Source organism: Actinopolymorpha sp. B17G11 (assembly GCF_040196095.1).
Taxonomy (GTDB): domain Bacteria; phylum Actinomycetota; class Actinomycetes; order Propionibacteriales; family Actinopolymorphaceae; genus Thermasporomyces.
The window spans coordinates 177,420-203,601 of sequence record NZ_JBEFTW010000009.1 but is presented as its reverse complement, the minus strand read 5'-3'; the positions used below and the strand labels follow the sequence as shown (position 1 = coordinate 203,601).

Below are 26,182 nucleotides of genomic sequence, written 5' to 3'. Positions count from 1 at the left end.
CTGGGTGCAGGCTGAAGGGCCGGCGACGTCAGGCGGCTCGGGTCATAGCCTCCGTGACCGAGTGGGCGACCAAGCAGCCAGACGTCCTGGCCGTCGCCGTCGTGGGGTCATATGCCTACGACCATCCCCGGATGGCCAGCGACGTGGACATCATGCTGATCACGACCGACCGACCGCGGCGCATTCAGGGCCTCGACTGGATCGCAGCGTTCGACCCGCGCGCCAAACTCATCCGGACCAAAGACTGGTGCCCGTGGCTGACCGAACGCCGCGTACGTCTCCGTAGTGGCCTCCAAGTTGAGCTCGGTGTAGCCGAGCCGGCGTGGGTTCATCGCGCTTCTGCCCGAGTGCTGGGCGATGGATGCCGAGTACTCCACGACCCAGCAGGTGTGCTTGCCCGGGCGCTGGCGGATCTCGGACAGCGAGCGCCTGGGCCGACGGTGACACCAGACTCAGCCTGAAAAGCGGAAGATCGACGATTCGATCCCGTCCCTGCCCACCACACTGACCAGGCCATAGCGGAGCGTGACTGCCCGTCGGTGCCCATCATTGACCCTCATTGACCGCCCGTAATTGCACGCGGGGACTGCCGACCACCCGCCTGCACGCCGCCTTCCTGGAGTGCCGCGAGGACTGGGGCCTGGCCTCCACGAGGACGGCTTCGGCCTGGGCGCAGACGACACCGTGGACTCACCCGACGGCTTCGCTACTTGGGTACACAAGCGGATCCGACTGACCCACCCGGCCGGCGATCCCTGCCCGGACGAACGGCACGGCTCACCCAGGTGGATCGTCGAGGACGGCCAGGTACTCGGAGGAGTCTCCCTACGGCACTGGTTCGACGACGACATCGGCCACATCGGCTACGGCGTACGCCCGTCCGCCCGCCGCCGCGGTCTGGCGAGCTGGGGGCTGGGCGAGATGCTCGGCGAGGCACGCGCTGCCCTGGGCCTGGACCGCGTTCTTATCCCCTGCCTCGCGGATAACGTCGCCTCGGCTCGCACAATCGAACGCAATGGCGGCGTCCTGGAAGGCATCCGCGACGGCGAGCATGGTCCCGTGAGGCGCTACTGGATCGATCTGAACCGGTGACCGTGACCCATGTCGCGAGGTCGGCCTTTTACTGGGACGCCGCCTTGCGGACTGGTCGCTGCCAGGATCCGCGCACCCCTTCCTTGCAAAGGCATATTCGGTGCTCGCGCTCGGTTGAGCGTCGATCGGCTCGCCGCCGACCAGCGTGGTAGTGACCGCTGTTCATCGTGACGGCCCATGATCGTCCGCCTCGTCTGGCACGCAAGCGGCACGGCGACCTTCTTGTCCGTAGGTCGCCAAGGACTGGGTACGTGCGTCCACGATCGTCCATGTCAACACCAGAATGCTGGTCTCGGCCGGTCCGTATCGTGGTCCGCTGGTCGAGCTCGAGCACTGTCCATGGTCGTCCCACCCCGTTGTTAGCAACGGCGTAAGCCGGGTCGGCCGCAAGCTCGTCAAAGCTTCCGGGAATGCCGGCCGATTCCAGGGTGCCACGGGTCGGGACGTCTGTTCTCGGGGACGTTGATCGAGGATCGAACTCCCTGATGCCACATGGGTTCGTCGTGGAACCGAGGAATGACATGCAGGTGCGCATGGAGCCCCGTCATGTCGCTCCACCTGAGGGTGTACCCGTCGGGTGCCAGAAGCTCATGTAGGGCCTCCCTGGCCTTGACCAGGAGGTCATGTGTCGCTGTCCACTCCTCTGCGGTGAGGTTGAACGGGGATGTCCGGTGGGCGATGGGAATGATTGCTCCGGATCCTGGAAGGACATCCGGAGGCAGGCCGGCTTCTGCTCGGAGCTCATGGTCGCGCATCGCCGCGAAGAAGATGCAGAAATCGTTCTCGATGTACACGTCGGCCTTGCGGAATCGTGCCTGTTGATCGCAGAAGTGGCAGCCGTCTTCGGTCATATTGGCGAGTCTTCACTCTGCGCCGTAGTCGTCGCAACCAGCCAGCTCGCAGGTCGGAGCCGAGCGGGTCAAAGACGTCGGCCAGGAAATCCGCCACAGGCTCGCCCGTGCCGCGCGGCATGTCAGGGGTACGTGGCGTCCATCGCGAGATAGGAGTCGAGTACCGCGGCTGCGGCTCGGGGGGTGCGCTCCGATCGCAAGGGCCGTACGAAGCGGCCATGGATGAACTGCAGGCCGGCGACGACAATCGACGCAGCCAGGAGCTCCTCGCTCAGCTTGCTATGGCCTCGAAGCCCGTCGCGATAGCCCCGCACGACTGCGGCGTGAAGGTCGGCCGCCACACCGGTGTGGCCGAGGTCCATCAGCGCGATGAACGCTGCCCGCCCGATGTCGACGCCGAAGGGTGCGATCGTCGCGTTCTCCCAGTCAAGAATCACGCCACCCTCACCGTTGTCGAGGTAGTTCCCACTACCGGGATCCCCGTGCGTGAGCGTGAGAGGCTCCACGTGGCCGATCCGCTCGATTGCCACATGGATCCTACGCACGACGGGCGCGTCCAGCGTCGATTCGACCACGCCGAGGCGATTGCGGTGGTCCTGGGCAAACTCGCATGGAGACACCCGAGGTAACGGGCATCCATCGATCGGCACACCCGCCAAGGTCGCAAGATCACGCCCGAGCCGATACCAGCCGCTAGGCACCGTCGCACGGATCCCGTCCTCCTGGCTGAGCACGAGAAACAGCTGGCCCTCGGACGTCCTCCCCTCTCCGACCAGACTCGGCACAGGCACACCATGCTCACGTGCAAAGCTCAGGGCGATCCGCTCCCTCGAGAGTCGGCCATGCACGCCCTCGATCTTCACAACCACGCCTTGTCCGTCGGACAACGCGCCATACCTTGTCTCGTTCTTCGAGCCGGCAGATGTCCGCTCCCCCAGTGCGAGCGCTCTGCCGTCGTCCAGCCTCAGTGTGCGTTCCGACACGGCATCCACCCTATGGGCTCCACTCCCGTCGGCGAGCCCGAGGACGGCCGCCCGCAAGGGCGGCCGGGGCAGTGCGCCGCGTCAGCGGCGCCTTGACATGCAGAGGGAAGTTCGGCAGTCCATTGTGCTAGGTGCCCTGCGCGCTGCAGGAGCAGCAACGCGAGCAGCAACGCCGACGAACTCCTGCGGACTCATCCGGACTCCCACGCCCGATCAGCCATTAGCGAGCAGGACGATCGGACGGCTTCGGACGTCCCTGGAGTGGTTGGGCCAGCCTCTTAATCCGCGGGTTCGGGGTTCGAGTCCCTGGCGGCGCACCCGTACTGACCTGGGCAAATGCCCAGGTCGTTTCCTTTGTTCAGCTGATCGTGACACCACCTGCCATCTTTCGTGTCAGGGCTAGGTCGACCAGACCCCGAAAAGCGGCAGCCCGGGGCCATCGACGTGCTCCCCAGTGCTGCCTTTCCGGGCTCGACTGGTGGGCATCGCTTCGTTGTCGTTCATACGCCAGAGAGTGGGAGCGGTTCAGGTCGTCGCCGGCAGCGGGTGGGCCTGCCTGGACAGGAGGTTGGCGGGCCGGGGCAGGCCGTAGTGGTCGCGCAGTGTCCTCCCGATGTACTCGTGACGGAAGAGCCCGCGCTTGCGCAGGATCGGCACCACGTGGTCGACGAACTCCTCCAGGCCTGACGGCAACACCGCGGGCATGACGTTGAAGCCGTCGGCCGCACCGCCAGCCGCCCAGTCCTGCAGGGCGTCGGCGACCTGCTCGGGCGTACCGCTGAACGTCCGGTGTCCCCGTCCACCGCCGAGCCGCCCGATCAACTGCCGCACGGTCAGACGTTCCCGCCGGGCCAGCGTGACGATCAGCGTGTACCGGCTCTTGGCCCCCTCGATCTCATCCTCTGCAGGTAGGTCGGCCGGCAGCTCGCGGTCGAGCGGCAGGTCCTCGGGGGCGACGCGGAGGGTTCGGGCGAGCTGAGCCCGGGCGTACGCCGGCACGATCAGCCGGTCCAGCTCCTCCTCCCGGGCCAGCGCCTCGGCCTCGGTAGACCCCAGGATGGGGACGATCCCCGGAAGGACCCTCACGCCATCGGGATCCCGCCCTGCCTGGGCGACCCGATGCTTGATGTCGGCGTAGAACGCCTGGGCGTCGGCCAGGGTCTGCTGCGCGGTGAAGATCGCCTCGGCGTACGTCGCGGCGAACTCCTTGCCGTCCTCGGACGAACCCGCCTGGACGAGCACGGGGTACGCCTGCGGCGACCGCGGGATGTTCAGCGGTCCTTGCACCCGGAACGATGCACCGGCGTGGTCGATCCGCCGCACGCGGGTGGAGTCGCCCCAGACTCCGCGGTCCTTGTCGGCGAGGATGGCGTCGTCGTCCCAGCTGTCCCACAGCTTCTGCGCTGCGTCGACGAACTCCGCCGCACGCTCGTAGCGGTCCCGGTGACTCGGCATCTCGTCGAGGCCGAAGTTGCGGGCCGCGTCGACCGACGCGGTGGTGACGATGTTCCACCCGGCCCGCCCACCGCTCACGTGGTCGACCGACGCGAACCGCCGCGCCAGATTGAACGGATCGTTGTAGGTCGTCGACGCCGTCGCGATCAGCCCGATCCGGGTGGTGACCGCGGCGATCGAGGTCAACAGCACGGTCGGTTCGAGCGAGCCCGACGGCCGGCGTCCCACGTCGGAAAAGAGCGCGGGACTGTCAGCGAAGAACACCGAGTCGAACCTTCCACGCTCGGCTATTCGAGCGAGATTCTGGTAGTGGGTGACGTTGGTGTTGGCGTACGGATCGCTCTCCGGCAGTCGCCACGACGCCTCGTGGTGCCCGGTGCTCATGAGAAACGCGTTCAGATGAAGGGGTTTCGGCGTACTCATCGGCTGGCCCCCACGCTCTGCTCGACCGTCCGAAAGTCGACGCTTGGGTCGATGCCGAGCCGGGAAAGCAGGTAGCGCCGCAGTTCGGCGAACCGCGGGTCCGTGGGGTCCCGGGGTGAGTCGAGATCGACCTCGACCTCGACACCGATCCGGCCGGCATCGATGATGAGGATGCGATCGGCCAGCACGATCGCCTCGTCCACGTCGTGGGTCACCAGCAGGACAGCGGGCTTGTGCCGGTCGCACAGCTGCCGGAGCAACCCGTGCATCCGGATCCGGGTGAGGGCGTCCAAGCTGCCGAAGGGCTCGTCGGCAAGGAGTAGTTCGGGTTCTCGGACGAGCGACCGGGCCAGTGCGACGCGCTGCTGCTCCCCGCCGGACAGCTGGTTCGGCCAGGCCCGCTCCCTGCCGGCGAGTCCCACCTCGGCGAGGCTCTCCCGCCCATGTGGGAGGGCGTCGGGTCCACCCAGACCGAGAACCACGTTGTCGAGAACGCGTTGCCACGGCAGCAGCCGGGAGTCCTGGAAGACGACGGAGAGCCTGCTAGGGGCGTCGATCTCACCGGAGCCCGCGACGTCGTCGTCGAGTCCGGCGAGTGCCCTGAGCAAGGTGCTCTTGCCGGAGCCACTGCGACCGAGCAGGGCGACGAACTCACCGTGGCCGATGGAGAGGTCGAGTCCGGCGAGGATCTGTCTGTCGCCGAACCGGCGTACGAGGTCGTGTACGCGTACGACCGACTCGGCGCCGCGGGCGGTCTGCGTCCCGGCGCGCTCTGTCAGTCCGCGAGCGTGCGTCGCCATGACAACGCCCTCCTCTGCACGAGCCGGACAGCGCCGTCGGACAGCAGCCCGAGGACGCCGTACAAGACAAGGCCGACGATGATGATCTCGGTCTGGCCGTACGTACGAGCGAGTTCCATCATGTAGCCGATTCCGCTGGTGGCGTTGATCTGCTCGACAACTACCAGCGACAGCCACGCCCCGACGACGGCAAAACGCAGGCCGAGCAGGAATCCGGGCAGTGCACCTGGCAGTACGACGCGGCGGATGAACGCGACGTAGCCCAGGCCGACGGTCTCTGCAAGCTCGACGTAGCGGCTGTCGATGCTGCGCAGGCCGTTGTGGGTGTGGATGTAGACCGGAACGAACACACCCAGTGTGATCGTCGTGACCTTCATCGTCTCGCCGATGCCGAACCACAGGATGAGCAATGGCAGCAGCGCGAGCGAGGGGATCGCGCGTTTGATCTGGATCGGGCCGTCCAGCACCGCCTCGCCCCACCGGCTGAGCCCGGAGATCAGGGCGAGCACGGTGCCGGCGGCGATGCCGATGGCGAGGCCGAGGAACGCCCGCTGGGTGGAGACGGCAAGGTTGGACTGGAGCCGGCCATCGGCCATCAGCTCTCCCGCCGTCGTCACGACGGTCCAGGGTGCGGAGAGGATCCGTGGATCGATCAGGCCGGCAACCGAACCCGCCGACCACATCGCCAGCAGGAGCGCCGGGCCGACCACCGGACCGAACCGGATCGGCCGTCCAGGACCGAGCTTGTGCCGTCCGCGTAGCCGCGAGGCCGGACCGGATCCGACCTCCGCGGCCCGCGCCGGCCTGGTCAGTGTCGTAGTCACGGTGCTTCACCTCCTCCTGACGCATCGTCCGCGATCACGTCGGCGGCCACGGACTCGAACCGCCAGTCGTAGAGATCCTTGGCGTCGATGACGTCGTTGCCGGTTTCCTTGGCAAGCAGGTCGATGGTGTTCTGGTGCCGCGCGGCGACGTCGGTCCAGTCGCCGGGGATGTCGAGCTCTCCGGCGGCATCGATGAGGTACTCCCCGTCCTCCGCGGACAGGCCTTGGTCCTTGACGTAGTAGCCCTCGATCCATTCCTGAGGGTGCTCGTGGATCCAGACCTGCGCTCGGGCCCAGTGCTGGACGTACTCCTGGATCGCGGCCGCCTTGGCGGAATCGGCAAGGCTCGATGTCAGGGTGTAGAGATGGCTGGGGTCGTCGCGCAAGCCGTGCGGGATCGCCGTGGCCCCGTCCTTGCCGTATTTCGCGAGGTACCGCTTGACGTTGACACCCCCGATGGGTGCTACGTCGACCTGGCCGTTGGCAAGGGCGTTCGGATAGACGTCCCCGGTGCTCGGCAGCTCGATCGGTTCGACATCAGTCTTGGCCAGCCCAGCCTTCGCGAGGACCCGAAGGATCAGCGCGCCCTGAGCCTGACCCGGGCTGTAAGCGATCTTCTTGCCACGCAGGTCGTCAATGCTGTCGACCATGACACCAGGTGCCACACCGAGCTGGTAGATCGGATGGTGCACCGGGTCCTTGCGGAACTGTGCCGCCACGATCCGGACGTCGAGTCCGGTCCATGTCGCGTGGATCGGCGGGATGTCTGCCACGGCGCCGATGTCAAGTGCACCTGCGCGGAACGCCTCGGTGGTCTGCGGACCGCCGGAGATGTTGGCCCATTCGATGTCGAACGAGACTCGCTCACTCTCACCCGAGAGCTCCAGCGCCACTTTCGTGGCCGGGTCTCCGACGATCAGCTTCGTGCCCTCGGGAACGGATGCGGCAATCGGTTTGGTGAGTGCCGCGTTCTCGGCTTTCGGTGCGGCTGCGCCTGGACCGCAGGCGCCGAGGAACGCCAGGCCAGCAAGCAGAGCGGCAACGACGGCAGCACGTCGCGCACTGGGCGAAGAATGTCGTACGAACATGTGGTGTCACTCCTTTGAAACCGGATCTCTGGCTGCTGGACCGTGGTGCTCGTCGCCTCACGCAGAGCTCGTCGCATCAGATGCTGGCAACGAGAAACGCAGGCAGAGCTGAGCTTCCGCGAGAGAGGCGGAGATTCCGGGAGAGAAGCGGGGGTTGGTACGCGTGCAGGAGACGCCGGCGTGCGTCAGCCGTGACACACGGCGCTGGCGACCCGCATCTGGTCGACCTCGCGCCTCTCCGTCAGCAGGAGCAGCGTAGACATGGTGCCGAGATTACCTACTTATCCCATATGATTACTAGATAATCCGATAGGTGAGACGGAATCCTCGGCGCGGCCTCGGCTGGCGACGGGAACGCCATCGCGCCGTAGCCGCTGCGGATCGACAGCACCCAGCGGACGTAGGGACTGGCGAGCTCTGCGGCCACGGTGTCGTCGTCGGCCACCACGATGTCGGCGGAGACCATGACGTACGGAGTCGCCAGCGTGGACGAGGGCCGGAACGCCTCGCGGTAGGCCGCGACGGACTCGAGGACGGCGGCCGGATCGGCGTGGTAGTTGGCGGTATAGGGCAGTCCTAGCTCACCGGCCGCCCGTGCACTCGGTCCCGCGCTCGAGCCGAGGACCCACAGGGCGAGGTCGGCGCCTTCGGCCGTTGGTGCATGGAGCTCGGTGCCGTCGACCGAGCGGTAGTCACCGCGGAGGAACGCCGCGATGTCGCACAGTTGGACGACATAGTCATCGCCATCGGCGTCGCGGATGCCCAGCAGGCTTGCTTCGATCTGCAACCGGCCGGGATCGAGCCTGACATGCGGTGGCGGTGGCAGCAGCAGTCCGTCGACGACGGAGTACGCAGCGGGCCCGATGGCGCTGCCCGGCAATGGGTTCGACCGGGCCCGTGCGAGGCGTTGCTTCAGCCGGCGCGCGCTCGACCTGCCCAGACCCGGGCCGATCCGGCCAGGGTGAAGATGTGCGATCGTCCCGAACTGTTCGACGGCCTGAAGCGGTGTGGTCGCGCCCAGCAGGACCGCGCCGGAGCCGACGCGGATCCGGTTCGTCCGCGCGGCGATGAGGGCGACCAGCACGGCCGGCGCTGCCGCCGCGACTCCAGGGGCCAGGTGGTGCTCTGCGACCCAGTAACGGCGGTAGCCGAAAGCCTCCGCCTGGCGCGCGAGATCGAGGGAGTTGGCAAGCGCGTCAGCTGCCGTACCGTTCGAGGGCACGGGTGAGAGGTCGAGGACCGACAGGGGCGTCCTGTTCACGGGCATCCTCCGTGCGTCTGCCGGAAATCGCGTCGAGCTGCTCACGCGTGTATGGGTCCTGCGGCTGGGTGAAGATCTCGTCGACGGTGCCGATCTCCACGAGCTTTCCGTGGCGCATCACACCCACGCGGTCGCAGATCTGGCGTGCGACGGCCAGATCATGAGAGATGAAGAGGTACGACAGGCAGAGCTCGTCCTGCAGTCGGACAAGGAGTTCCAGAATCTGCCTCTGCTCTGAGATGTCGAGCGCCGAAACGGGTTCGTCCAGGACGACCAGTTCGGGTTCGAGAGCGAGCGCCCGGGCGATCGCCACCCGTTGCCGCTGCCCGCCGGAGAGCTCGGCGGGACGGCGGTCGAGCACTGTGGCCGGCAGGGCCACCTGGTCGAGCAGCTCGCCGACCCGCTGACGTCGGGCCTGCCGGTCGCCGGTCCCGTACGCCCGCAGCGGCTCCGCGACGATCTGCCCGATCCGCTTCCCAGCGTCGAGCGAGGCGTACGGGTCCTGGTAGACGAGCTGCATCCGTCGCAGGAGCCGGCGCAGCTCGGTGCCCTGCAGGCGCAGAATGTCCTCGCCGTCGAATAGCACCTGCCCGGAGGTCGCGCCCTCGGGTCGGAGTAGAAGCCGAGCGGTAGCGGTCTTCCCCGAGCCGGACTCCCCTACCAGGCCGAACGTCTCCCTCTTCCTGACCTGGAAGCTCACGCCGTCAACCGCACGGACAGTTCGCGCGCGCCCGGGCAGGGGGAACTCCTTGCTGAGCGCGGTGACCTGCACGAGGTCGCCGTCTCGCGCCACGGAATCGGGCGCGACGTTGAGGGCGAAGCCAGCGCTGCACCGCGCGTGGTCGCGGCGGTCGAGCGGGACCGCGCGGGTGATCGGCACCATCCGGGCTCTCGTGAGGCTGGGCGCCGCCTCGATGAGCCCCCGGGTGTACGGATGCCGCCGTGAGTCCAGGATCTGCGCCGTGGTGCCCGTCTCGACCACCCGCCCACCCCGCATGACCACGATCCGCTGCGCCCGGTCCGCCGCTACCCCAAGGTCATGGGTGATGAACAGCGCCGCCGTCCCGAGCGCTCGGCACAGCTCGTCCAGTTGGTCGAGCATCCTGCGCTGGACCGTCACGTCGAGCGCACTGGTGGGTTCGTCGGCGATGACAAGCTGTGGCCGGCAGGCCAGGGCGATGCCGATCAGGACCCGCTGGCGCATGCCGCCAGAGACTTCGTGCGGATACTGCCGTGCGCGTACGCCTGGATCGGAAAGCCCTGCCTGGGCGATGACCTCGACGGCCCGCGCGGCCGCGTCCCGCCTCGTGGCCTGCCCGTGCCGCCGGAGCACCTTGGCCACCTGGTCGCCGATCCGGCGTACCGGATTGAGGGACACTGCTGGATCCTGTGGGATCAGTCCGATCCGGGCGCCACGGATGGTCCGCATCCTCCGGTCCGACCAGCCGGCGATGTCGCTGCCAGCGAACCGGATCTGCCCTCGATCAAGGACACCGCCGTACGGCAGCAGGCCGACGACGGCGTGTGCCATGGTCGACTTGCCCGAGCCGGACTCCCCCACGACGGCGACGATCTCCGCGGGAGCGACTGTCAAGCTGAGGTTGCGTACTGCAGGAATCTCCTGCCCACGCAGGCGATACGACACGTCGAGGTCACGGATCTCCAGCAGTGGGAGGGCGCCACTCACCCGCGCGCTCCCATCAGCACGTGCGCAGCATCCATCATGATTCCTCTCAGGGGGTGTCAGCCGGAACCCAGCTTGGTGACCGTGCTGTAGGCGCCCGCGTGGTAGACGAGGGGTGTGTGCGGACGGGTTGCAATGTCGGTGATTTCGGCGACCACCAGGTGGTGGTCGCCGACCGGGAAGCGCGCTTCGACCCGGCCACGCAGGTACCCCGCGGCCTCGTCCAGCATGGGTTCACCAGTTGGGAGCCGGGACCACCTCGTCGGGGCGGCGAACCGGTCGATGCCACTGGTCGCGAACCGGTCCGCCAGTGTGCGCTGCTCGGCATCGAGGAAGTTGACAACGATGCCGTCGGCGACGGCGATGGCCGGCCAGCTGGATGCCGCGGTCGACAACGCGAACGACACCAGCGGCGGTCGCAGCGAGATGGAGGCGAGCGACGTGGCCGTGAAGCCGACCGGGCCGAAGCCTGCATCCGCCGTGACGACGACCACACCGGCGGCGTAGCGGCGGAAGACCGCGCGGTAGAGATCCGTGGTGATGCCCGTAGGAACTTCCACAGAGCTGGTCAAGACGACACCTCCTGGGCGTCCGCCAGCTCCGCGGCACGAGACGGATGGGCACCTCTCGTGCCGCGGAGATCGCGAAGGGCGAGACGGATGGGTACGCGGAAGATCGACGCTGACCCCCGCGTGAACGCAAGCGGGCAACCCGCATCCGGCGGACCGGATTGCCGTGTCACGTGGCGTCAACCGCGGAAGCACTGGCAGACGTCGTAGTCAGCCGGTGTCAGCAACACCGGCCACTGGCCACGCGCATCTGGTCGATGACGCGGCGGGTTGTGAGAATGAATCCCCGACACATAATCCCTACTATCGCTGTAGGAGATGGCGCCGACCAGGGTCGTCCCATGCATTGGACACGCCTGGCCGAAAAGTCCATTGGCGGCCACCGCCGGGAATGCTGGTCCAGGTTCTCTAGTTGCCCTATGTGATTTGTGTCCATAGCGTGGCCTCGCCATCGGCCCCATGCCTACGACCGAGCCAGGACGACCGCGACCGAGAACATGCGTACGACCGAGAAAGAGGCGAAGATGCCCGTCGAGGTCCTCGGCATCGCCGGTACCAACGACGGGTCGGAGACCGCAGCCCGCTCCGGCCCGAGCTTCCAGATCGTCAAGCAGGCCTGGACGAGCCGCGAGCCGTTCGACCACGACGGCACCCACTGTCGGTTCGCCGACTTCGTGAGCGACGTTTTCCCCGTCCAGCAACCCAGGCCGCGCGTCTCGTTCGGCGGTTCGTCACCAGCGGCCTACGCGGCGGGTGCTTCCGAGGCCGACATCTACTGCTTGTGGGGCGAGCCGTTGCTGCAGACCGCGGAGCAGATCGAGTTGGTCAAGGCGGCCGCCCGGGCTGCGGGACGCAGCGACGTACCGAAGTTCCAGGTCGCGTTCCGCCCGATCATCGCGCCGATCGAGGAACTCGCCTGGGACAAGGCGTGCCGGATCGTCGACGCGATCACGTCCCGTACCGCCGGAGGAACCCGACCACTCACTCGCCGGCACCGGTTGACCGGTCCCGAGAACTCCGGGTCACAGCGGCTGCTCGCGGTCGCCGAACAGGGCGAGCGGTTCGACCGGGCACTGTGGACCCGGACGGCGGCCGTCACCGGCGGCGCGGGGAACTCCAATGCCCTGCTCGGTACGCCCGAGGTGGTCACCCAGGCCCTGCTCGACTACTACGACCTCGGCGTCGAGATCATCTCGGCCCGGGGATACGACATCTTGGGTGACGCCATCGACTTCGGCCGGTACGTGATTCCGATCGTCCGTGAAGAGGTCGCCAAGCGCGATGCCGAACGCGAGCACGACCGGCTCGCCGAGACGGTCGGGAGGCCGTGATGACCCACCAGCCCAGTGCCGCATTCGACGGCTCGAACCCCGGGATCGTCGTCGTGTGCGGCAACCCGAAGTCACAGTCGCGGACTCTCACGGTCGCCCAACGACTCGCCGGACGACTGTCCGAACGACTCCCCGGACTGCTCGCCGAACGACTTACCGACGAAGCGGACCTTGCCGGATCGGCAACCATCGACCTGGCCACGTTGGGTGGCGCGGTGATCGACGGCAGTCCGGACGTGGACGAGGCACTCGCGACCGCCAGATCGGCGCGGGTGCTCGTGGTGGCGACACCGATCTACAAAGCCAGCTACACAGGGCTGCTCAAGGCGTTCCTCGACCGGTTCGGCGGCGGCGCGCTCACGGGGATCATCGCCATACCGCTGACCGTGTCAGCTTCCCCTATCCACCGCCTCGCCGCCGACGTCCATCTACGACCCTTGCTGATAGAACTCGGCGCGAGCGTGCCCACCAGGGCTCTCGCGATCGAGGAGAGCCAGCTGGCGGCGATCCACGACGCCGTCGAGTCGTGGATCGCGTCGGAGGCACCGCTCATACGCGACGTACTCCCGGGTCTCGCCGCAGTGCGCGCGTAGGGCGCTGGCACCGCACGTCGTACAGCCTTGCTCGCCGCCGCTGGCGGCCACTCGCCAACCTGTGCAACCATGGTTACACTACTTCGATGGATGTCGGGCAATGGGTGCTGCTCTGTTACCACCTGCCGCGGGAGCCGTCGACCCCGCGGATCACCGTGTGGCGCAAGCTGAAGCGCCTCGGGGTCGCCCAGCTCGGTGATGGCCTGGTCGCGCTGCCCGCGGATGCGCGGACCCGGGAGCAGCTCGAATGGATCGCAGAGGAGATCGTCGAGGCCGGTGGTGATGCGGGCATCTGGCTGGCGCATCCGGCCACCGCAGGGCAGGAGCGAGCCCTCGCCACCGGTTTGGCCGGGGCAAGGGCGGCGGAGTATGCCGCCATCGCTGCTGAAGCCCAACGCGCCTCTGACCTCGGTGAGGCGGCACGGCGCCGCACCGCGAAGAAACTCCAGGCCGAGCTGCGTCGAATCAGCCGGCGCGACTATTACCCACCCCCAGAACGAGAAACCGCGCACCGCGCAGTCCGCACCCTCCTGGAGCACGTGCCCACCCTCGCCTCACCGCGAGCCGCAGCCGGGCGAACGGCGCGATGAGGTGGGCGACACGCGCTGGCGTGCACATCGACCGTGCCGCCTGCGCCTGGCTGATCAGCCGGTTCATCGATCCCGCCGCCGAGTTCGCCTTCGTCACCGACCCAGCTGAGGTACCACCGGGTGCCACGGGCTTCGACATGCGGTCGGTGGACCTGTCACACCACACTCGCCCAGACGGAAGCGGCGTCGACTGCAGCTTCGAGACAATCCTTCGCCACTACGACCTCACCGACCCGGTGCTGTGGCGCATCGCGGCCATCGTCCACGAAGCCGACCTCGACGACGACACCTACGACGCCCCCGAAGCTCCCGGACTCGACGTCGTCCTGCGCGGCCTGTCGATGACCTGTGACGACCACCGGGTGGTCGAGCTCACCCGCCCGATGTTCGACGGCCTTTACGAGTACTACCGGCGAGCCACCCTGCTCGGAAGGGAACCCTCGTGAACCCTGCAGCCGATAAGTCCGCGGCCGAGTCACCCAGCCACCGATCGGACACCGGCGAACACGTGGACGCGCCGCAGACCGTCCGAGACGTTGTGCCGTTCCCCTCGGCCGTCCGCACCTGGTTCGCGATCTCCCTCCAGACCTTCGGCGGGCCGGCCGGGCAGATCGCTGTCATGCAGCGCACCCTCGTCGACGAGAAGCGATGGATCGGCCAGCGCCGGTTCCTGCATGCGCTCAACTACTGCATGCTGCTCCCGGGCCCCGAAGCCCAGCAGCTGGCCATCTACATCGGCTGGCTACTCAACGGCATCAGGGGCGGACTGGTCGCCGGCACCCTCTTCGTCCTCCCAGGTGTCGTCGCCCTGCTCGTCCTCTCCGGCATCTACGTCGCCTACGGCGACACGGCCGCAGTCACCGCGATCTTCGCCGGCCTCGCGCCCGCGGTCCTCGCCATCGTCGCCCAGGCGGTCTGGCGGGTCGGCCGGCGATCACTCGGACACCCCGCCCTGGTGGCGATCGCCATCGCCGCCTTCCTCGCCCTGGCCGTGTTCGGTGTCCCGTTCCCCATCGTCATCGCGGCAGCCGCTGCCGCTGGCTGGCTCCTCCACAAGTTCAACCCAGCCGTGTTCACCGCCAGTTCAGACAACGGTGCCGCCAACGGTGAACCACCGCTGATCCCCGACGACGCGTTGCACACCGAAGCCCCCACAGCCGGCCGGGCCGCGCGGGTCCTCGCCATCGGTGTGGTGGCATGGGGGCTGCCGATGCTGCTGGTGGTCCTCCTCACCGGCACTCAGAGCGTCTTCACCACGCAGGGACTCTTCTTCTCCGGCACCGCACTCGTGACCTTCGGTGGCGCCTACGCCGTCCTCGCCTACGTCGCCCAGCGCGCCGTTGAGGTCTACGGCTGGCTCGGCCCTGGCGAGATGGTCCGCGGCCTCGCGCTCGCCGAAACCACCCCGGGCCCGCTGATCATGGTCGTCCAGTTCGTCGCGTTCCTCGGCGCCTACCGCGACCCCGGCACCCTCAACCCCTGGATCGCCGGCCTGAGCGGCGCCCTGCTCACCACCTGGGTGACCTTCGTTCCCTGCTTCCTGTTCATCTTCCTCGGCGCGCCGTATGTCGAACGGCTCCGGAACAACCACACCATCTCCGCCGCACTCTCCGGCATCACCGCCGCAGTCGTCGGCGTCATCGCCAACCTCGCCCTCTACTTCGCGATCCACACCCTGTTCACCGCGACCGACAACGCGTCCTGGGGGCCCGTCCACCTCGAGCTACCTGACCTTGCCAGCCTGAATCCGATACCCGCCGCCCTCACAGTCGTCGCACTCGTCCTCATCTTCCGACTGCGCTGGTCAGTTCTACGCACCCTCGGCACCTGCGCCCTCCTCGGCCTCCTCGCCACAGCCGCGGGCTCGATGGCGTGAAATCGGGTATCGGCCGACGTCGCGACTGGCCGCTGCCGAGCATTCACCCGTGCGCCACCGGAAAGCTCTGCACGAGGGCCGCCTGCTTGGGCAGGATGTCGGCTCACGACTGATGTATCCCGGCGGCGAAGCCCTGGCAGCTTTATGTGCGACCGCTACGAGACACGGGCGGGAGGCCCAACGTTTTGCGAACTCGGCGCGCCAGCCGGCGCCTGGTCCGCAGGAAGCGCGCCATCAGCTCGGCATGGCCGGTGAGGAAACCGTCGGGGTCGCCAGGCGGGGCGAGCACGTCGATCACCGGCATGCCGGCACCTTCGGGAACAGTCAGCGTGGCAGTGAGGTCGATGAAACCGGCATCAATCGTCGCAGCGGACAGGCTCGCCGTACCCTCGCCCGCATGCGCCGGTATCGCCGGTGTCGCCGGCTTCATGGTCGTACCGGCGAGCCGGATCGCCACCGAGTAGCGGCCGGGGTCAAGCCGATCACTGACCTTCACCGTCAGCGTGGAGTTGCTCGTGCCCCCCGCGACGGCCGGCGAGAGCTCCGCGGGCAGGTCGATGGTCCTGTCCGTGCCCTCGTGCAGCAGTCTCATGACCGCATCAGACCGTGCCTGTGTGGTGAGTACGCGCAACGGGAGTGTGACCACGAAGCCCGCGTGCGGGCCTACCAGTGCAGGCTCGGCGGGCACGAGCATGTCCCGTTTCACGGTGCACTGCTCGCCGACCTCGATCGAGAGATGCCCGCGGTCGGTCCAGTGTGGTGTCACCATCTGTGCTGGTTCGCCGACGATCGCGGGTATGCAATGCTCGGCCGCCTTGACGGTCTTCATGGCACCGACCCTCGCGTCCTTTGTCCAGCCGCAGCAGGAGATCCGAGCGACGACATCCCAGATGCCGCTGGATAGAGGCGTGGAGGCGACGACCGAACGGATGTCGATGTGGGCCTCGCACGTCACGACCGTACGGAACGTTTCTCCGCTCACGGGTTCGGTGCCAGTGCAGTCGGTCATGGTCGCTGCGTAGGCCCGAACATCGGACGCGCCGACCGGGTATCGCGCGATGGCGGAGGTCGCCGGCACGAAGTGCTCGGCTGAGGTGGACTTCGCCCGGAGAACCACATCGACCTTCGCCTGGGCCAGCCGCATCGTGCTGTCGAGGTCGTCCGAGGACAGGGCCGCGAGCGCCTCGGCGGTGAGCGGTGGCGTCAGGAGGTCGCGACCGCCCCGATGGGTGAAGGTCATCGGCTCACCGGTGGTGCGCAGCTCAGCGGTGACGGCGAGTTGGAGACCCCCGTCGTGCCAGACCAGATCGTCGAGGCGGACGTGATTGTGGATGTCCTCCTCCCACTCCGCCAACCGGATCAGGTCGTCGAGGCGGCCCGCCTGGACGAGGCGGCTGACGATACGTTGCGCGGGTGCCATGCCCGCGGCCACGCCAGGGGCGAAGCGTTCGGCGGAGAGGCGGTAGACCTCATCGAACAGCGCGCGCCGGTCGACCTCCGGCATCCGTAGCAGCCGGCTACCGCGCAGACGCTCGATCATCTCCACGCGGTACCACCGGCGGTGAAGCTTGTCGCGCAGCGGGCCAGGCTCGGTGTTGGCCTCGACGATGTCGAGCGCTTCGCTGAGGTTGGCGAAGTACTTTCTCCAGTCGATCTGCTGGTAGGCGGCGTTGCTGGAGTCGTCGCGGCGTACGTGGTAGTAGCAGATGTAGTTGCTGAGCACCGAGACTTTCTGCGCCGCGAAATATGCCGCCGTGACGAAGACGTGGTCTTCCAGGCGGCGCCGGCCTTCGGGAAACCTCAACCCGTGCGCGTCGAGGAACGCCTTGCGGAACATCTTGTGCGGGGTGAGGCTGTCGATCAGCGGCGTCTTGCCGAGAGTCGCGTCGGGGTGGTTCTTGCGGAACAGCTCGCGTGGGACGCCTCTGCCCTTGCCAGCCATCTTGCCGACGACGACGTCGGAGCCGTGCTCCTTGGCGTACTTATACATGCGCTCCAGGGCTTCGTCGCCGAGATAGTCGTCGTTGTCGACAAAGAAGACGTACTCCCCACACGCGTGGGCAACGCCGACGTTGCGAGGCTTGCCCGACCACCCGGAGTTCTCCTGGTGGATCACCCGGATGTGCGGGTGCTCGGCGGCGAGAGCGTCAAGCCGGGCCGGGCTGTCATCGGTCGAGCCGTCGTCGACGAAGATCGCCTCGAACTCCTCCGGCGGGAGGCTCTGGCGCAGCAGCGAGTCGATGCAATCCTGCAGGTAGGGCCCCGGATTGTAGACCGGAATGACGACCGTCACCTTGACGCCTGTCGACAGAGCGTTATCTGCGGCGGGACTCGGGGTGGGATCGCCCGACGATCCAGGGCCGGCGTGCGCAGACGAACTGCTTGTCGCCGCTGCCGAAAGTGTCATGTATACCCCTTGGTTGTGTCCATGTGGCTGTGTCGATCCACGGCGGCCAGGCTGCACGTGACGAACAGCACAGGTATCCGGGCGGGGCAGTCGGCGCGGTGCCAGTCAGGCCATTCCAGCTCGCCTGCGGCCGCCGCTGGCGGCGCATGGCGTGGCACCCCTCCTGCCTGCCGCCGTCAGGCGACTGCACGGTCGTTCAATCGGCTCAGCAACAGATCGCCGATTCTGACGACCTCCTGCTTGTAGGGAGTGTCCGAGAGGATGAAGTGGGTGAGGCCCAGCTCCTGGTACTTGCGCAGTGCGTCTGCGACGTCGGTGGGTGAGCCGACCAGCCAGGTGGTACCAGCTCCACCGCCTCCGAACTTGCCTGGCGCCGTGTAGAGGCAGGAGTCGAGCACCTCGCCCCGCGCGGCGAGGGCGATGAGGCGTTGCTGGCCAATCGCCTGGCGCCGCAGGCTGTCGGTACGGGACACGCGCTGTTCGTCGGACATCTTGGCGACCTTCGCCTCAGCATCGCGCCACGCTTCCTCAGTGGTGTCACGCACCAACGTGGTGATCCGTAGCCCGTACTCGAGGGGGGCGTGCGTACGCCCGAGCGACTGGCTCAGCGCCCTGAGCCGGTCGATCCGCTCGGCAATTCCGGCGAGCGGTTCGCCCCAGAAGAGCTGGACGTCCGCCTCAGCGGCCGACACCCGCTCGGCCGCGGCGGAGGCGCCGCCGAAATAGAGGCGCGGATGTTTGCGTTGCCCGATGCCAAACGGGCGCGGGGCAACTGTGGACCCGTCAACGGTGAAGTAGTCGCCCTTGAACGTGACGTTCTCCTCGGTCCACAGGAGCCGGACGAGCTGAAGAAACTCCTTGGTCCGTGCGTAGCGGTGGCTCTGGTCGCCCTCGGTGTCGCCGTAGGCGGCGAGGTTGTCGCGGCCGCTGACGATGTTGACAAGGAGGCGTCCGCCGCTGAGCAGGTCGAGCGTGGCCGCAGCGCTGGCGAAATGTGCAGGCTGCCAGTAGCCGGGCCGGATCGCCACGAGCGGCTTGAACGTTCTGGTGCGGGCGGCCAGGGAGGTGGCGACGGTGAAGGTGTCGGGGCGGCCCCAGCCGGTGCCGATCAGAGCGCCTCCCCAGCCGTGCTCCTCGGCTGCGCGAGCAAGCTTGGTGGAGAAGTCAAGGGTTCCCCACCCGTCCTTTGTGTCGTCGCCCCGGTGCCCCGGTTCGACAGTGTTCGGGATGTACCACAGGAACTCGAGGCTCATTTCGTCCCTTCGCCGGGGTCGCGACTGCAAGCTATCCTACTTACTCGATCGGGATAGTAGATAATAGGCATCTGCGGGCCATCAGATCCAGCGTCGCTACGTGGCGGAATATGCAGAGGATGGCGCGAGGGAGCTGTACACCTCGGCACCGCCGACACTGACGCCGTTGCGATCTAGTCGCCATGTGGCCCGGGCGACCAACGCCTGCTAACCGGGTCTTCTCCCGCTTCTATGACGTGGCAGCCGTTGTCGAGCGAGCGCTGCCCCTCTGGCATCCTGACCATCGGCGGGGCCGCCAGAACGCTGTGTACCGGCTGCGTGCGGCTGTGAACCGCCCATCCTCCGCAGCCACGTCCCACCAGCCCGCCATCGGCGTGCCGGGTTGTCAGGTGTCAGCGTTGCTCTGCTTACCGACGTGCCCGCCGCCCGCAAGCGCGTGACACCGGTTGTGACACCAACCGGTGTCGTGGCCAGGTGCGCCCGTAGTACAAGATGATGGCGATCGCCCAGGCACGAGCGCGGGTCCAGGTCAGATCGTCGAGGTTCAGGGTGTTCCAGTAGGCCTGTCGTGCCTCCGGCGGCAGGCCCCAGACGGTGGCGTGCTCGGCGTCGGGATGACCGACCGTGAGGCTTCCAAAGTCAATGACAGCATGCAGCATGCCGTCCCGCGCTAACAGGTTGCTGGGTCTGAGGTCACCGTGGAGCCACACGTATGTCCGCATGGCTCGGGAAGGGCCAGAGCGGCTCGCCACAACTGCTCCAACGTCTCAACGTCCAGCTGGGATCCCAGAGTGGTTCGGCACTCGTCAAAGCAGCTGCTAACCCACTCGAGTTCCTGCAAGTAGCCACCGCGGTACCAGCTGAGGTCGCCAGTGCGAGTTGATCCCATCAGGTCGATGCTGTGCAACTCCCGAACGAACCCTGCCAGGTCCGCGCCCAACCTTGCCCAGTCTCGCACGCTGCCTGCGCCGACTAGCTCACCGTCTATCCAGCGGTAGACCGACCAGACGAGCGGGAACGTGCTGGTAGGGGTTCCGGCGTAGACCGGCTCAGGGACCGAGTAAGCAAGCAGGGGTGCCAGGCGAGGGAGCCACTCCTGCTCCTTCTGCACCGAGCGGGCGTTGTCGGCGGTTCGTGGAAGCCGCACGACCAGCTCATCGCCGAGCCGGTACATGACGTTCTCCTTGCCCGCGCCCGCTGCGGACAATGGCAGATCAGCCCACTCAGGGCGTTGTTCCCTCAGGAGCGTCCGGACAACAGTGTCGTCGACCGCGACCTCGTTTTCGTGAAGCACCACCACGGAGAGTCTCCCCTTCGTAGAGCACGGGCAGCCAACGGTTTTCGGTCAGGCAGTCATGATGAGCCGCTGCTATCGCTCAATGCTGACGGGTTGACGGAGTGGGGCGGAGTCCAGGGGGCAGCGGCCCCGGAGAAGACCTCGACCTGAGACGGCTCAGCCAGTCATGCGTACCGTCTGCGACCGCGCCGGCCCGTCCGAGGAAGGCGCCCCAGCTCCCCAAGTCAACCTTCGAATGCTTCGAGGCGGGCCTAGGATGCGTGCGTGGCGACCAAGTGGCTGATCGGGACGGCACTGGTTTTCGTTCTGATCGGCGGCTGCCAGCTACCACGGATCTGGAAGGTGCACGGGACATGTCCTGGCGGAACGGGCGGCACGCACAAGACAGCATCCAGGCTGTGGGAGAGGCGGTGGCCGACGAGTTCGGCGAGTCTGCGAAGAGGCACCCGGTGGCCCGCTTTCGCGAGGCTACGTCGGCACCGCGCTCGACGATGCGGCAAGGAGTCTTTTGATTGTCGTCGATCCAGCGATGGTCGATATGGAGCGGCTCGCCAGCAGGCTGACTGCGGCGTCCGGGCCCGGCGGTGTGGCCGTTCGAGTCGGGGCAACGAAGGTCAGCGTCGCCGACTTGCTCGCCGCGGAGGAGGTATTGCGTGCACGAGATTGGCATCCGGATGCCTCAACGGTTGGTATGGCTTTCGGCCTTGACCCCGCGGCATGTCGGTACGAGGTCACTCTCAGTAAGACTCACGAGGACGTTGCTCTTGCCCTCAAGGACCGGCTAAGCGAGCTTGTCGACATCCGCTGGGGAACGCCGCAACGGCGGTGAGGGTAGGGCGCCGTGGACACCGGGGGCGACCTCGACGCAGTGGCCATTGGAAGCGGAATTCTTGGACTTGCGTGAGCGAGAACGGCTGACCGCAGGGCGGCATCAGGATGCGACGCCGTCCGCGAACTGCCAGCCGCGTACCAGAGGGATAGCGGCGTCGCGTACGCCGGCCTGTCGGCGGCATTGGCTGCCCAAGACCATCCTGAGGCCGCCGCCTCACCGGGCCCTTAGCGATGGCGCGGGCACGAAATAGGCTGCCCGTCACGTGGCGGGGAGGGTGGAGATGCGGCAGAAGATCGACACGGAGCCGATCCGTGAGCCCTGAGGAGGGTACGGGGCACGAGTGGGGATCGAGGCTCTGGCGCGACGCTGCCGAGAACTGGGCTCATCTGCAGCTCGACCGGCTTGGTTTCCGTCCAGCCGGCGCGATGTCCGACCTGTCAGACCAGCGCTGGTCGTGGGTTTGGCGCATTCCGACGAACCGGGGCGACGTGCTGCTCAAGCAAACGACGAGTGCCATGAACGTCGAAGGATCCGTTCACACACTCTGTGCCGACGCCGCGCCCGAGTACGTGGACCGGCCGCTCGCTTACGATCCTGCGACAGCGCGCATCCTGTTCACTGACGGTGGGCCCACGATGGGAGAGGCGAGTCAGTCGCCAGAAGGTCCTAGTCCCGAAGCCGTCGCCTCGATGGTTACCGACTACGCCCACCTGCAGCACGCCACTATCGGCCGTCAACGCCAAGCCGAGGCAGCCGGCCTACCGGCTTGGGATCCGGCCGGTGCAGCCCATGAGGCCGAGCAACTCGCCGGCATCCTGCATGCGCTGCCCAGATCGGACCCACGACGCATCACCGCCCTGCAAAAGGATCTGCTGCTCACGAACCTCGACGCGCTCACTGAGTCCGGGACTGTCCTCGTCAACTCGCCCATCCCGTCCTGCGTCGACCACGGCGATCTCTGGCCAGGCAACGTCCTGGCCGCCCGTACCCCCGGCGGCCACCACCGCTTCATCGACTTTGGCGACGCTGCTTGGACCCATCCGTTCCTATCCCTCATGGCGCCCCTCTTCGAATGTCACCGTCGATGGTCACTGCCAGGCCCTTTCAGCGACAGTCTCAACCATCCGTCGCTGCAGATGATCATCGACTCATATCTTCAGGCGTGGACTGATTACGCCAGCCTCCAGGAACTAAGAGACATCCTCAGCCACGCCCTCCGGCTCACGCCCCTCAGACGAAGCTGGGCACTCGTCACCAACGTCAAGCACGCCACCAGCGCCGACGCCGACGACCTCGGACCCACCCCCTGGTCATGGCTAACGGCAGCCACGCCCTCTTGCACCAAGGAGCCACGACCGATGGGAGACCGATGACGATCATCTTTCTCGGTACGCCGCCCACGTGAAGCCCATGGGACTACCGAGCCGAGTTCGGGGCGATCGGAAATCGGCTTGCGGTGATCCGATGGGGCGTCGTACGGTCGGCCCTCGATGAACGAGACGCCCGAGGTCCTGCCATTGCCGGACAGGAAACCGGTCGACGCCGCAGTGGCGTCCAGGTTGATCGCCGCGCAGTTCCCGCAGTGGGCCGACCTCGAGGTCCGGCCGGTCGATGCGCAGGGTTGGGACAACTGCACCTTCCGCCTCGGTGACGAGATGCTGGTGCGGCTGCCGACTGCCGAGGAGTACGCGCTGGCGGTGGAGAAGGAACACCGGTGGCTGCCGGTTCTCGCCCCCACGTTGCCGTTGGAGATCCCGGTTCCGCTGGCCAGAGGCGTACCCGATGAGGGCTTTCCGCACGACTGGTCGGTCTATCGGTGGCTCGGTGCCGAACCCGCGGACCGTGCCGTCGTCGAGGACATGACGGCGTTCGCCATCGACCTAGCGGAGTTCCTGGTGTCCCTGCAGCGGATCGACCCGACAGGCGGACCGGGCCCGGGACTGCACAACTGGTTCCGTGGCGGACCACTGACGACCTATGACGGGTGGGCCCGGGCCTCTCTGGAGACCTTGGACGGCCTGATCCGGACCGAGACCGCCGAGGAGATCTGGGAACGGGCGTTGCGAGCCTCGTGGGACAACCGGCCGGTCTGGTTCCACGGTGACATCGCCTCGGGAAACCTTCTGGTGAAGGACGGTGCACTCGCGGCCGTCATCGACTTCGGCACCTGCGGGGTCGGAGACCCGGCCTGCGACCTGGCGATCGCCTGGACGATGCTGACCGGCAAGAGCCGGGCCGCGTTCCGCGATCGGCTGGAGGTGGACGAGGCGACCTGGCAGCGTGGACAAGGCTGGGCGCTCTGGAAGGCCCTGGTCGTCTGCGCCTGGGCGGTTCGCGACGGCGACGGCCTGCCGGCGGACGCGTCGTTCGTTCTCGAGGAGATCCTCGCCGGGTAGGATTCGGCCTGGCCGCAACTGGCGAAGGTGGACAACCACCAGGGAGCGGCCGTTTCCCGCGTGAGCGTCGACCGCCTGGGCGCCTCCGTCAGTGATGTCCGGCTGACACCCAGGAGGCTACGACGTGGATCTGCGTTACGGAATCAACCCGCAGCAGGCGGCCAACGCCGCGCCAGTGCGCCCCGGCCAGTGGCCGGTCCGGGTGCTGCAGGGCAACCCGTCGTTCATCAACATGCTGGACGCGCTGAACAGCTGGCAACTGGTGCTGGACGCCAGCCGAGCCCTGCACCGACCAGCGGCTGCTTCCTTCAAGCACGTCTCGCCGGCCGGCGCGGCCGTGGCCGGACCCGTCGATGACGTCACCGCCGAGCTCTACACCATCGACCGCGAGCAGGTCGGCGCGCTCACCAGCGCGTACCTGCGTGCCCGCGACGCCGACCCGAAATCCTCCTACGGTGATTTCGCCGCCGTCTCACACCCGGTCGACACCGAACTCGCCACGCTGCTGACCAACGTGGTCTGCGACGGCATCGTCGCTCCCGGCTATGCCCCCGGCACCGTCGCGACGCTCAGCAAGAAAAAGAATGGCCGCTTCCTGGTCATGGAAGCAGACGAAACCTACAGACCCCCTGCGTGCGAGGCACGGGACGTTTTCGGCCTGCGGCTGTTCCAGCAACGCGACGAGGTGACGCTCTCCACGACGCTGCTGGACAACGTCGTGTGCGGTGCGCTGCCCGCGACGGCATCGGCGGATCTCCTGCTGGGCTTGGCGGTCCTGCGCTACACGCAGTCCAACTCGGTGTGTTACCTGCGTGGTGGGGCGACTCTGGGGATCGGTGCCGGCCAGCAGTCCCGCGTGGACTGCACCCGCCTGGCCGGCGCGAAGACCGACACCTGGTGGCTTCGACGCCACCCGGCGGTCCGCGCGCTCGCGTTCCAGCCGTACATCCGGCGTCAGGACCGGATCAACTGGCAGATCCGCTTCGTCGAGGGCGACCTCACACCGGACGAGAGTACGCGAATGGCGAGCGCACTCTCCAAGCCCGCACCCGCGCTGACAGACGCCCAACGCAGGCAGTGGCTGACTGGCTTGAGTGGCGTCGCGCTCGTCTCGGACGGCGCCTTGCCGTTCCGCGACAACGTCGACCATGCACACCGGCACGGCGTCGGCTACATCGCCGAGCCAGGCGGATCGATCCGTTCCAACGAAGTGGAGGACGCCTGCCGCGAGCATCAGATCGCTCTCGCCCGTACCGGCCTCCGGTTGTTCCACCACTGAGGACGCCGAGGTCCCCGCGGAGAGCAAACCCTGCTTGCGCAAGCCTCGTGCCGCGAACCTACTCAAACAGGCGGAGCAGCAGGCTGCGGCTACCGGGAGCCAGCAGAAGGTCCCTGAACTGGTCGACGCCGCCGGCGGGCCATCGTTCGGCGATGCGCTTCACGGCAGGGTCCTGGATCTGGGCGCCGAGCGCGCCGGGAAAGTCGCCCCAGATCACCTTGAAAGGACGGTCCCACAGGTGGTGCACCTCGGTGGGCACGGGTGGGGTGATGTTCAGTGCGTTGTGCATCGCTGCGACCTGTTCGTAGGCAGCCATCAGCGCGTTCTCGCGTTCCGGCCACGTCTCTGCCTGAAGCGCCTGCCACAGAATCGGCGACAGCTCGGCGGCGCAGGCCAGCCGGGAGAAGGCCGTCCCGAACCACTTCGAATAGGGCGCGTACTGCCGTTCCATCAGGAAGCACAGCCGCATCAGATCGAGCACCAGCCGGGATCCGATGAGCGCCGATCCGAGCTCGTCTCCCACGGAACCGGCCCTGCCGACCAGGTTGGCTTCGGGGTGAATACGCCACCAACCCGCCACCAGCAGGTAGAACCACACGTCCCGCGGATAGTAGGCGAAGCGGTCGCGGACGTTTTGCAGGCCGACCTCATCGTGATAGACCGCTCCGGCGGTGACCATACGGAGGCCCTGCTCAGAGAAGGTCAGCCAGTCGCGCGCACCGATCTCGCCGTCGATATCGACGTCCAGGCGTTCGCGAAAGTAGCCGCGCAGCGTGTGGATTCCGTAGTCGGTCGGATGGCCCTGGAACCGAGGCGGTACTCCTTGACGCAGGATTTCGTCGATGGCCTCACTGTGGCGAGCGTGGTCTTCTTCCCGCAGAAAGACCAGGACGCGCGGCTCCCAGTTATGGTCCCCCGACATCTCGTCGTCGAAGCCCAGGACCTCCGAGCCGCGGCCGAGGAGCGCCGCGCTGTGGGGAAGACCGGGGAACTCCGCGTCCAGGATCGGCCGGACGGCTTCCTGGTAGAACCGCCGGCTCAGTTCCAGGCCGGGAACGAACGCAGACACGAGAGTGCACTCCTCAAGACGTGTGCCGCCGGGCGTTGCGGCACGGGCGCTGCGGCACGGGCGTTGCGGCACGGGCGTTGCGGCACGGGCGTCATGCCACGTGCCCACACCGTGGATACCACGGAGCGTCAGCCGACAGGGCAGGGGTCACCGCAGGTCCGCCTTTCCTCCGATCAGGAGGTGACCGGGGACTCGAGACGGCAACCATGATCGTTCCTCGATGCGATCG

General features: G+C 67.3%; 25 protein-coding genes, 1 tRNA gene and 1 riboswitch. Of the genes, 12 read left to right on the top strand and 14 right to left on the bottom strand.

Annotated features, from left to right (window positions below; all coding sequences use genetic code 11):
• Window positions 1–53: 53 nt before the first annotated feature.
• The 3 genes from ABN028_RS12770 (at window position 54) to ABN028_RS12760 (ending at window position 1,092) form a co-directional block, all read left to right on the top strand.
• The gene (locus ABN028_RS12770; protein WP_349696738.1) at window positions 54–461 is read left to right on the top strand and encodes a nucleotidyltransferase domain-containing protein; all 408 of its coding nucleotides are present in this window, start codon (window positions 54–56) and stop codon (window positions 459–461) included.
• Window positions 432–502: transfer RNA gene (locus ABN028_RS12765), tRNA-Ser, on the top strand. Before ABN028_RS12770 ends, ABN028_RS12765 begins: the two co-directional genes overlap by 30 nt.
• 119 nt (window positions 503–621) lie before the next feature.
• A complete protein-coding gene (locus tag ABN028_RS12760) occupies window positions 622–1,092 on the top strand; it encodes a GNAT family N-acetyltransferase (protein WP_349696737.1) in 471 nt (156 codons plus the stop codon).
• A gap of 395 nt (window positions 1,093–1,487) precedes the next feature.
• On the opposite strand, the gene ABN028_RS12755 is transcribed toward ABN028_RS12760, so the two are convergent.
• The 9 genes from ABN028_RS12755 to ABN028_RS12715 form a co-directional block, all read right to left on the bottom strand.
• Entirely contained in the window at window positions 1,488–1,943 is a 456-nt protein-coding gene (locus ABN028_RS12755; protein WP_349696736.1) for an HIT family protein, read from the bottom strand.
• A gap of 122 nt (window positions 1,944–2,065) precedes the next feature.
• The gene (locus tag ABN028_RS12750) at window positions 2,066–2,926 is read right to left on the bottom strand and encodes a phosphotransferase family protein (RefSeq protein ID WP_349696735.1); all 861 of its coding nucleotides are present in this window, start codon (window positions 2,924–2,926) and stop codon (window positions 2,066–2,068) included.
• Between the two features lie 525 nt (window positions 2,927–3,451).
• A complete protein-coding gene (locus ABN028_RS12745) occupies window positions 3,452–4,804 on the bottom strand; it encodes an LLM class flavin-dependent oxidoreductase (protein ID WP_349696734.1) in 1,353 nt (450 codons plus the stop codon).
• Window positions 4,801–5,604 (bottom strand): ABC transporter ATP-binding protein, encoded by an 804-nt coding sequence (locus ABN028_RS12740; protein WP_349327317.1) that lies wholly within the window; start codon window positions 5,602–5,604, stop codon window positions 4,801–4,803. Before ABN028_RS12740 ends, ABN028_RS12745 begins: the two co-directional genes overlap by 4 nt.
• Window positions 5,580–6,428, bottom strand: coding sequence for an ABC transporter permease (locus tag ABN028_RS12735; protein ID WP_349327316.1), 849 nt, complete (start codon window positions 6,426–6,428; stop codon window positions 5,580–5,582). The genes ABN028_RS12740 and ABN028_RS12735 overlap by 25 nt, the downstream gene beginning before the upstream one ends.
• Window positions 6,425–7,516: an ABC transporter substrate-binding protein gene (locus ABN028_RS12730; RefSeq protein WP_349327315.1), complete on the bottom strand. Its 1,092-nt coding sequence runs from the start codon at window positions 7,514–7,516 to the stop codon at window positions 6,425–6,427. The genes ABN028_RS12735 and ABN028_RS12730 overlap by 4 nt, the downstream gene beginning before the upstream one ends.
• Before the next feature lie 277 nt (window positions 7,517–7,793).
• On the bottom strand, window positions 7,794–8,777 hold the full coding sequence (locus ABN028_RS12725) for an LLM class flavin-dependent oxidoreductase (protein ID WP_349327314.1): 984 nt from the start codon (window positions 8,775–8,777) through the stop codon (window positions 7,794–7,796).
• A complete protein-coding gene (locus tag ABN028_RS12720) occupies window positions 8,713–10,464 on the bottom strand; it encodes a dipeptide ABC transporter ATP-binding protein (RefSeq protein ID WP_349696733.1) in 1,752 nt (583 codons plus the stop codon). The genes ABN028_RS12725 and ABN028_RS12720 overlap by 65 nt, the downstream gene beginning before the upstream one ends.
• 56 nt (window positions 10,465–10,520) lie before the next feature.
• On the bottom strand, window positions 10,521–11,033 hold the full coding sequence (locus tag ABN028_RS12715; protein WP_349327312.1) for a flavin reductase family protein: 513 nt from the start codon (window positions 11,031–11,033) through the stop codon (window positions 10,521–10,523).
• 521 nt (window positions 11,034–11,554) lie between these two features.
• Here ABN028_RS12715 and ABN028_RS12710 point away from each other — a divergent pair.
• The 5 genes from ABN028_RS12710 (at window position 11,555) to chrA (ending at window position 15,420) form a co-directional block, all read left to right on the top strand.
• Window positions 11,555–12,361: an LLM class flavin-dependent oxidoreductase gene (locus ABN028_RS12710; RefSeq protein ID WP_349327310.1), complete on the top strand. Its 807-nt coding sequence runs from the start codon at window positions 11,555–11,557 to the stop codon at window positions 12,359–12,361.
• Window positions 12,361–12,954, top strand: coding sequence for an NADPH-dependent FMN reductase (locus ABN028_RS12705; protein ID WP_349327309.1), 594 nt, complete (start codon window positions 12,361–12,363; stop codon window positions 12,952–12,954). The genes ABN028_RS12710 and ABN028_RS12705 overlap by 1 nt, the downstream gene beginning before the upstream one ends.
• An 86-nt stretch (window positions 12,955–13,040) precedes the next feature.
• Window positions 13,041–13,544 carry a Chromate resistance protein ChrB gene (locus ABN028_RS12700; RefSeq protein WP_349327308.1) on the top strand — a complete coding sequence of 168 codons (504 nt, stop codon included), beginning with the start codon at window positions 13,041–13,043 and terminating at the stop codon, window positions 13,542–13,544.
• Window positions 13,541–13,990 carry a chromate resistance protein ChrB domain-containing protein gene (locus ABN028_RS12695; RefSeq protein ID WP_349327307.1) on the top strand — a complete coding sequence of 150 codons (450 nt, stop codon included), beginning with the start codon at window positions 13,541–13,543 and terminating at the stop codon, window positions 13,988–13,990. Before ABN028_RS12700 ends, ABN028_RS12695 begins: the two co-directional genes overlap by 4 nt.
• Complete coding sequence (gene chrA, locus ABN028_RS12690) at window positions 13,987–15,420, top strand: chromate efflux transporter (protein ID WP_349696732.1); 1,434 nt, start codon at window positions 13,987–13,989, stop codon at window positions 15,418–15,420. Before ABN028_RS12695 ends, chrA begins: the two co-directional genes overlap by 4 nt.
• Window positions 15,421–15,562: 142 nt before the next feature.
• On the opposite strand, the gene ABN028_RS12685 is transcribed toward chrA, so the two are convergent.
• The 4 genes from ABN028_RS12685 to ABN028_RS12670 all read right to left on the bottom strand — a co-directional run bounded on the left by ABN028_RS12685 (window position 15,563) and on the right by ABN028_RS12670 (window position 20,377).
• On the bottom strand, window positions 15,563–17,827 hold the full coding sequence (locus tag ABN028_RS12685) for a glycosyltransferase family 2 protein (protein ID WP_349696731.1): 2,265 nt from the start codon (window positions 17,825–17,827) through the stop codon (window positions 15,563–15,565).
• Between the two features lie 176 nt (window positions 17,828–18,003).
• A complete protein-coding gene (locus tag ABN028_RS12680; protein WP_349696730.1) occupies window positions 18,004–19,080 on the bottom strand; it encodes an LLM class flavin-dependent oxidoreductase in 1,077 nt (358 codons plus the stop codon).
• A 407-nt stretch (window positions 19,081–19,487) separates the two neighbouring features.
• Complete coding sequence (locus ABN028_RS12675) at window positions 19,488–19,739, bottom strand: protein kinase family protein (RefSeq protein ID WP_349696729.1); 252 nt, start codon at window positions 19,737–19,739, stop codon at window positions 19,488–19,490.
• A gap of 11 nt (window positions 19,740–19,750) precedes the next feature.
• Window positions 19,751–20,377, bottom strand: a complete 627-nt coding sequence (locus ABN028_RS12670) for a phosphotransferase (protein ID WP_349696728.1) — start codon at window positions 20,375–20,377, stop codon at window positions 19,751–19,753.
• 508 nt (window positions 20,378–20,885) lie between these two features.
• Here ABN028_RS12670 and ABN028_RS12665 point away from each other — a divergent pair.
• From ABN028_RS12665 to ABN028_RS12650, 4 genes are all read left to right on the top strand, one after another.
• Entirely contained in the window at window positions 20,886–21,206 is a 321-nt protein-coding gene (locus ABN028_RS12665) for a hypothetical protein (protein WP_349696727.1), read from the top strand.
• Between the two features lie 314 nt (window positions 21,207–21,520).
• Window positions 21,521–22,582 (top strand): phosphotransferase, encoded by a 1,062-nt coding sequence (locus ABN028_RS12660; protein WP_349696726.1) that lies wholly within the window; start codon window positions 21,521–21,523, stop codon window positions 22,580–22,582.
• Window positions 22,583–22,699: 117 nt separating this feature from the next.
• Window positions 22,700–23,605, top strand: a complete 906-nt coding sequence (locus tag ABN028_RS12655; protein ID WP_349696725.1) for an aminoglycoside phosphotransferase family protein — start codon at window positions 22,700–22,702, stop codon at window positions 23,603–23,605.
• A gap of 4 nt (window positions 23,606–23,609) precedes the next feature.
• Window positions 23,610–23,693: riboswitch (ZMP/ZTP riboswitch) on the top strand.
• Window positions 23,694–23,729: 36 nt separating this feature from the next.
• Complete coding sequence (locus ABN028_RS12650) at window positions 23,730–24,884, top strand: phosphoribosylaminoimidazolecarboxamide formyltransferase (RefSeq protein WP_349696724.1); 1,155 nt, start codon at window positions 23,730–23,732, stop codon at window positions 24,882–24,884.
• Between the two features lie 58 nt (window positions 24,885–24,942).
• Here ABN028_RS12650 and ABN028_RS12645 read toward each other — a convergent pair whose 3' ends face one another.
• Complete coding sequence (locus ABN028_RS12645) at window positions 24,943–25,953, bottom strand: DUF4037 domain-containing protein (protein WP_349327294.1); 1,011 nt, start codon at window positions 25,951–25,953, stop codon at window positions 24,943–24,945.
• Between the last annotated feature and the right edge of the window lie 229 nt (window positions 25,954–26,182).

Excerpts from the sequence above, each read along its gene's own strand:
- ABN028_RS12755 (WP_349696736.1), bottom strand. The coding sequence starts at position 1,943 with ATGACCGAAGACGGCTGCCACTTCTGCGATCAACAGGCACGATTCCGC.
- ABN028_RS12745 (WP_349696734.1), bottom strand. The coding sequence starts at position 4,804 with ATGAGTACGCCGAAACCCCTTCATCTGAACGCGTTTCTCATGAGCACC.
- ABN028_RS12740 (WP_349327317.1), bottom strand. The coding sequence starts at position 5,604 with ATGGCGACGCACGCTCGCGGACTGACAGAGCGCGCCGGGACGCAGACC.
- ABN028_RS12730 (WP_349327315.1), bottom strand. The coding sequence starts at position 7,516 with ATGTTCGTACGACATTCTTCGCCCAGTGCGCGACGTGCTGCCGTCGTT.
- ABN028_RS12710 (WP_349327310.1), top strand. The coding sequence starts at position 11,555 with ATGCCCGTCGAGGTCCTCGGCATCGCCGGTACCAACGACGGGTCGGAG.
- ABN028_RS12705 (WP_349327309.1), top strand. The coding sequence starts at position 12,361 with ATGACCCACCAGCCCAGTGCCGCATTCGACGGCTCGAACCCCGGGATC.
- ABN028_RS12700 (WP_349327308.1), top strand. The coding sequence starts at position 13,041 with ATGGATGTCGGGCAATGGGTGCTGCTCTGTTACCACCTGCCGCGGGAG.
- ABN028_RS12695 (WP_349327307.1), top strand. The coding sequence starts at position 13,541 with ATGAGGTGGGCGACACGCGCTGGCGTGCACATCGACCGTGCCGCCTGC.
- ABN028_RS12685 (WP_349696731.1), bottom strand. The coding sequence starts at position 17,827 with ATGACACTTTCGGCAGCGGCGACAAGCAGTTCGTCTGCGCACGCCGGC.
- ABN028_RS12680 (WP_349696730.1), bottom strand. The coding sequence starts at position 19,080 with ATGAGCCTCGAGTTCCTGTGGTACATCCCGAACACTGTCGAACCGGGG.
- ABN028_RS12675 (WP_349696729.1), bottom strand. The coding sequence starts at position 19,739 with ATGCTGCATGCTGTCATTGACTTTGGAAGCCTCACGGTCGGTCATCCC.
- ABN028_RS12655 (WP_349696725.1), top strand. The coding sequence starts at position 22,700 with ATGAACGAGACGCCCGAGGTCCTGCCATTGCCGGACAGGAAACCGGTC.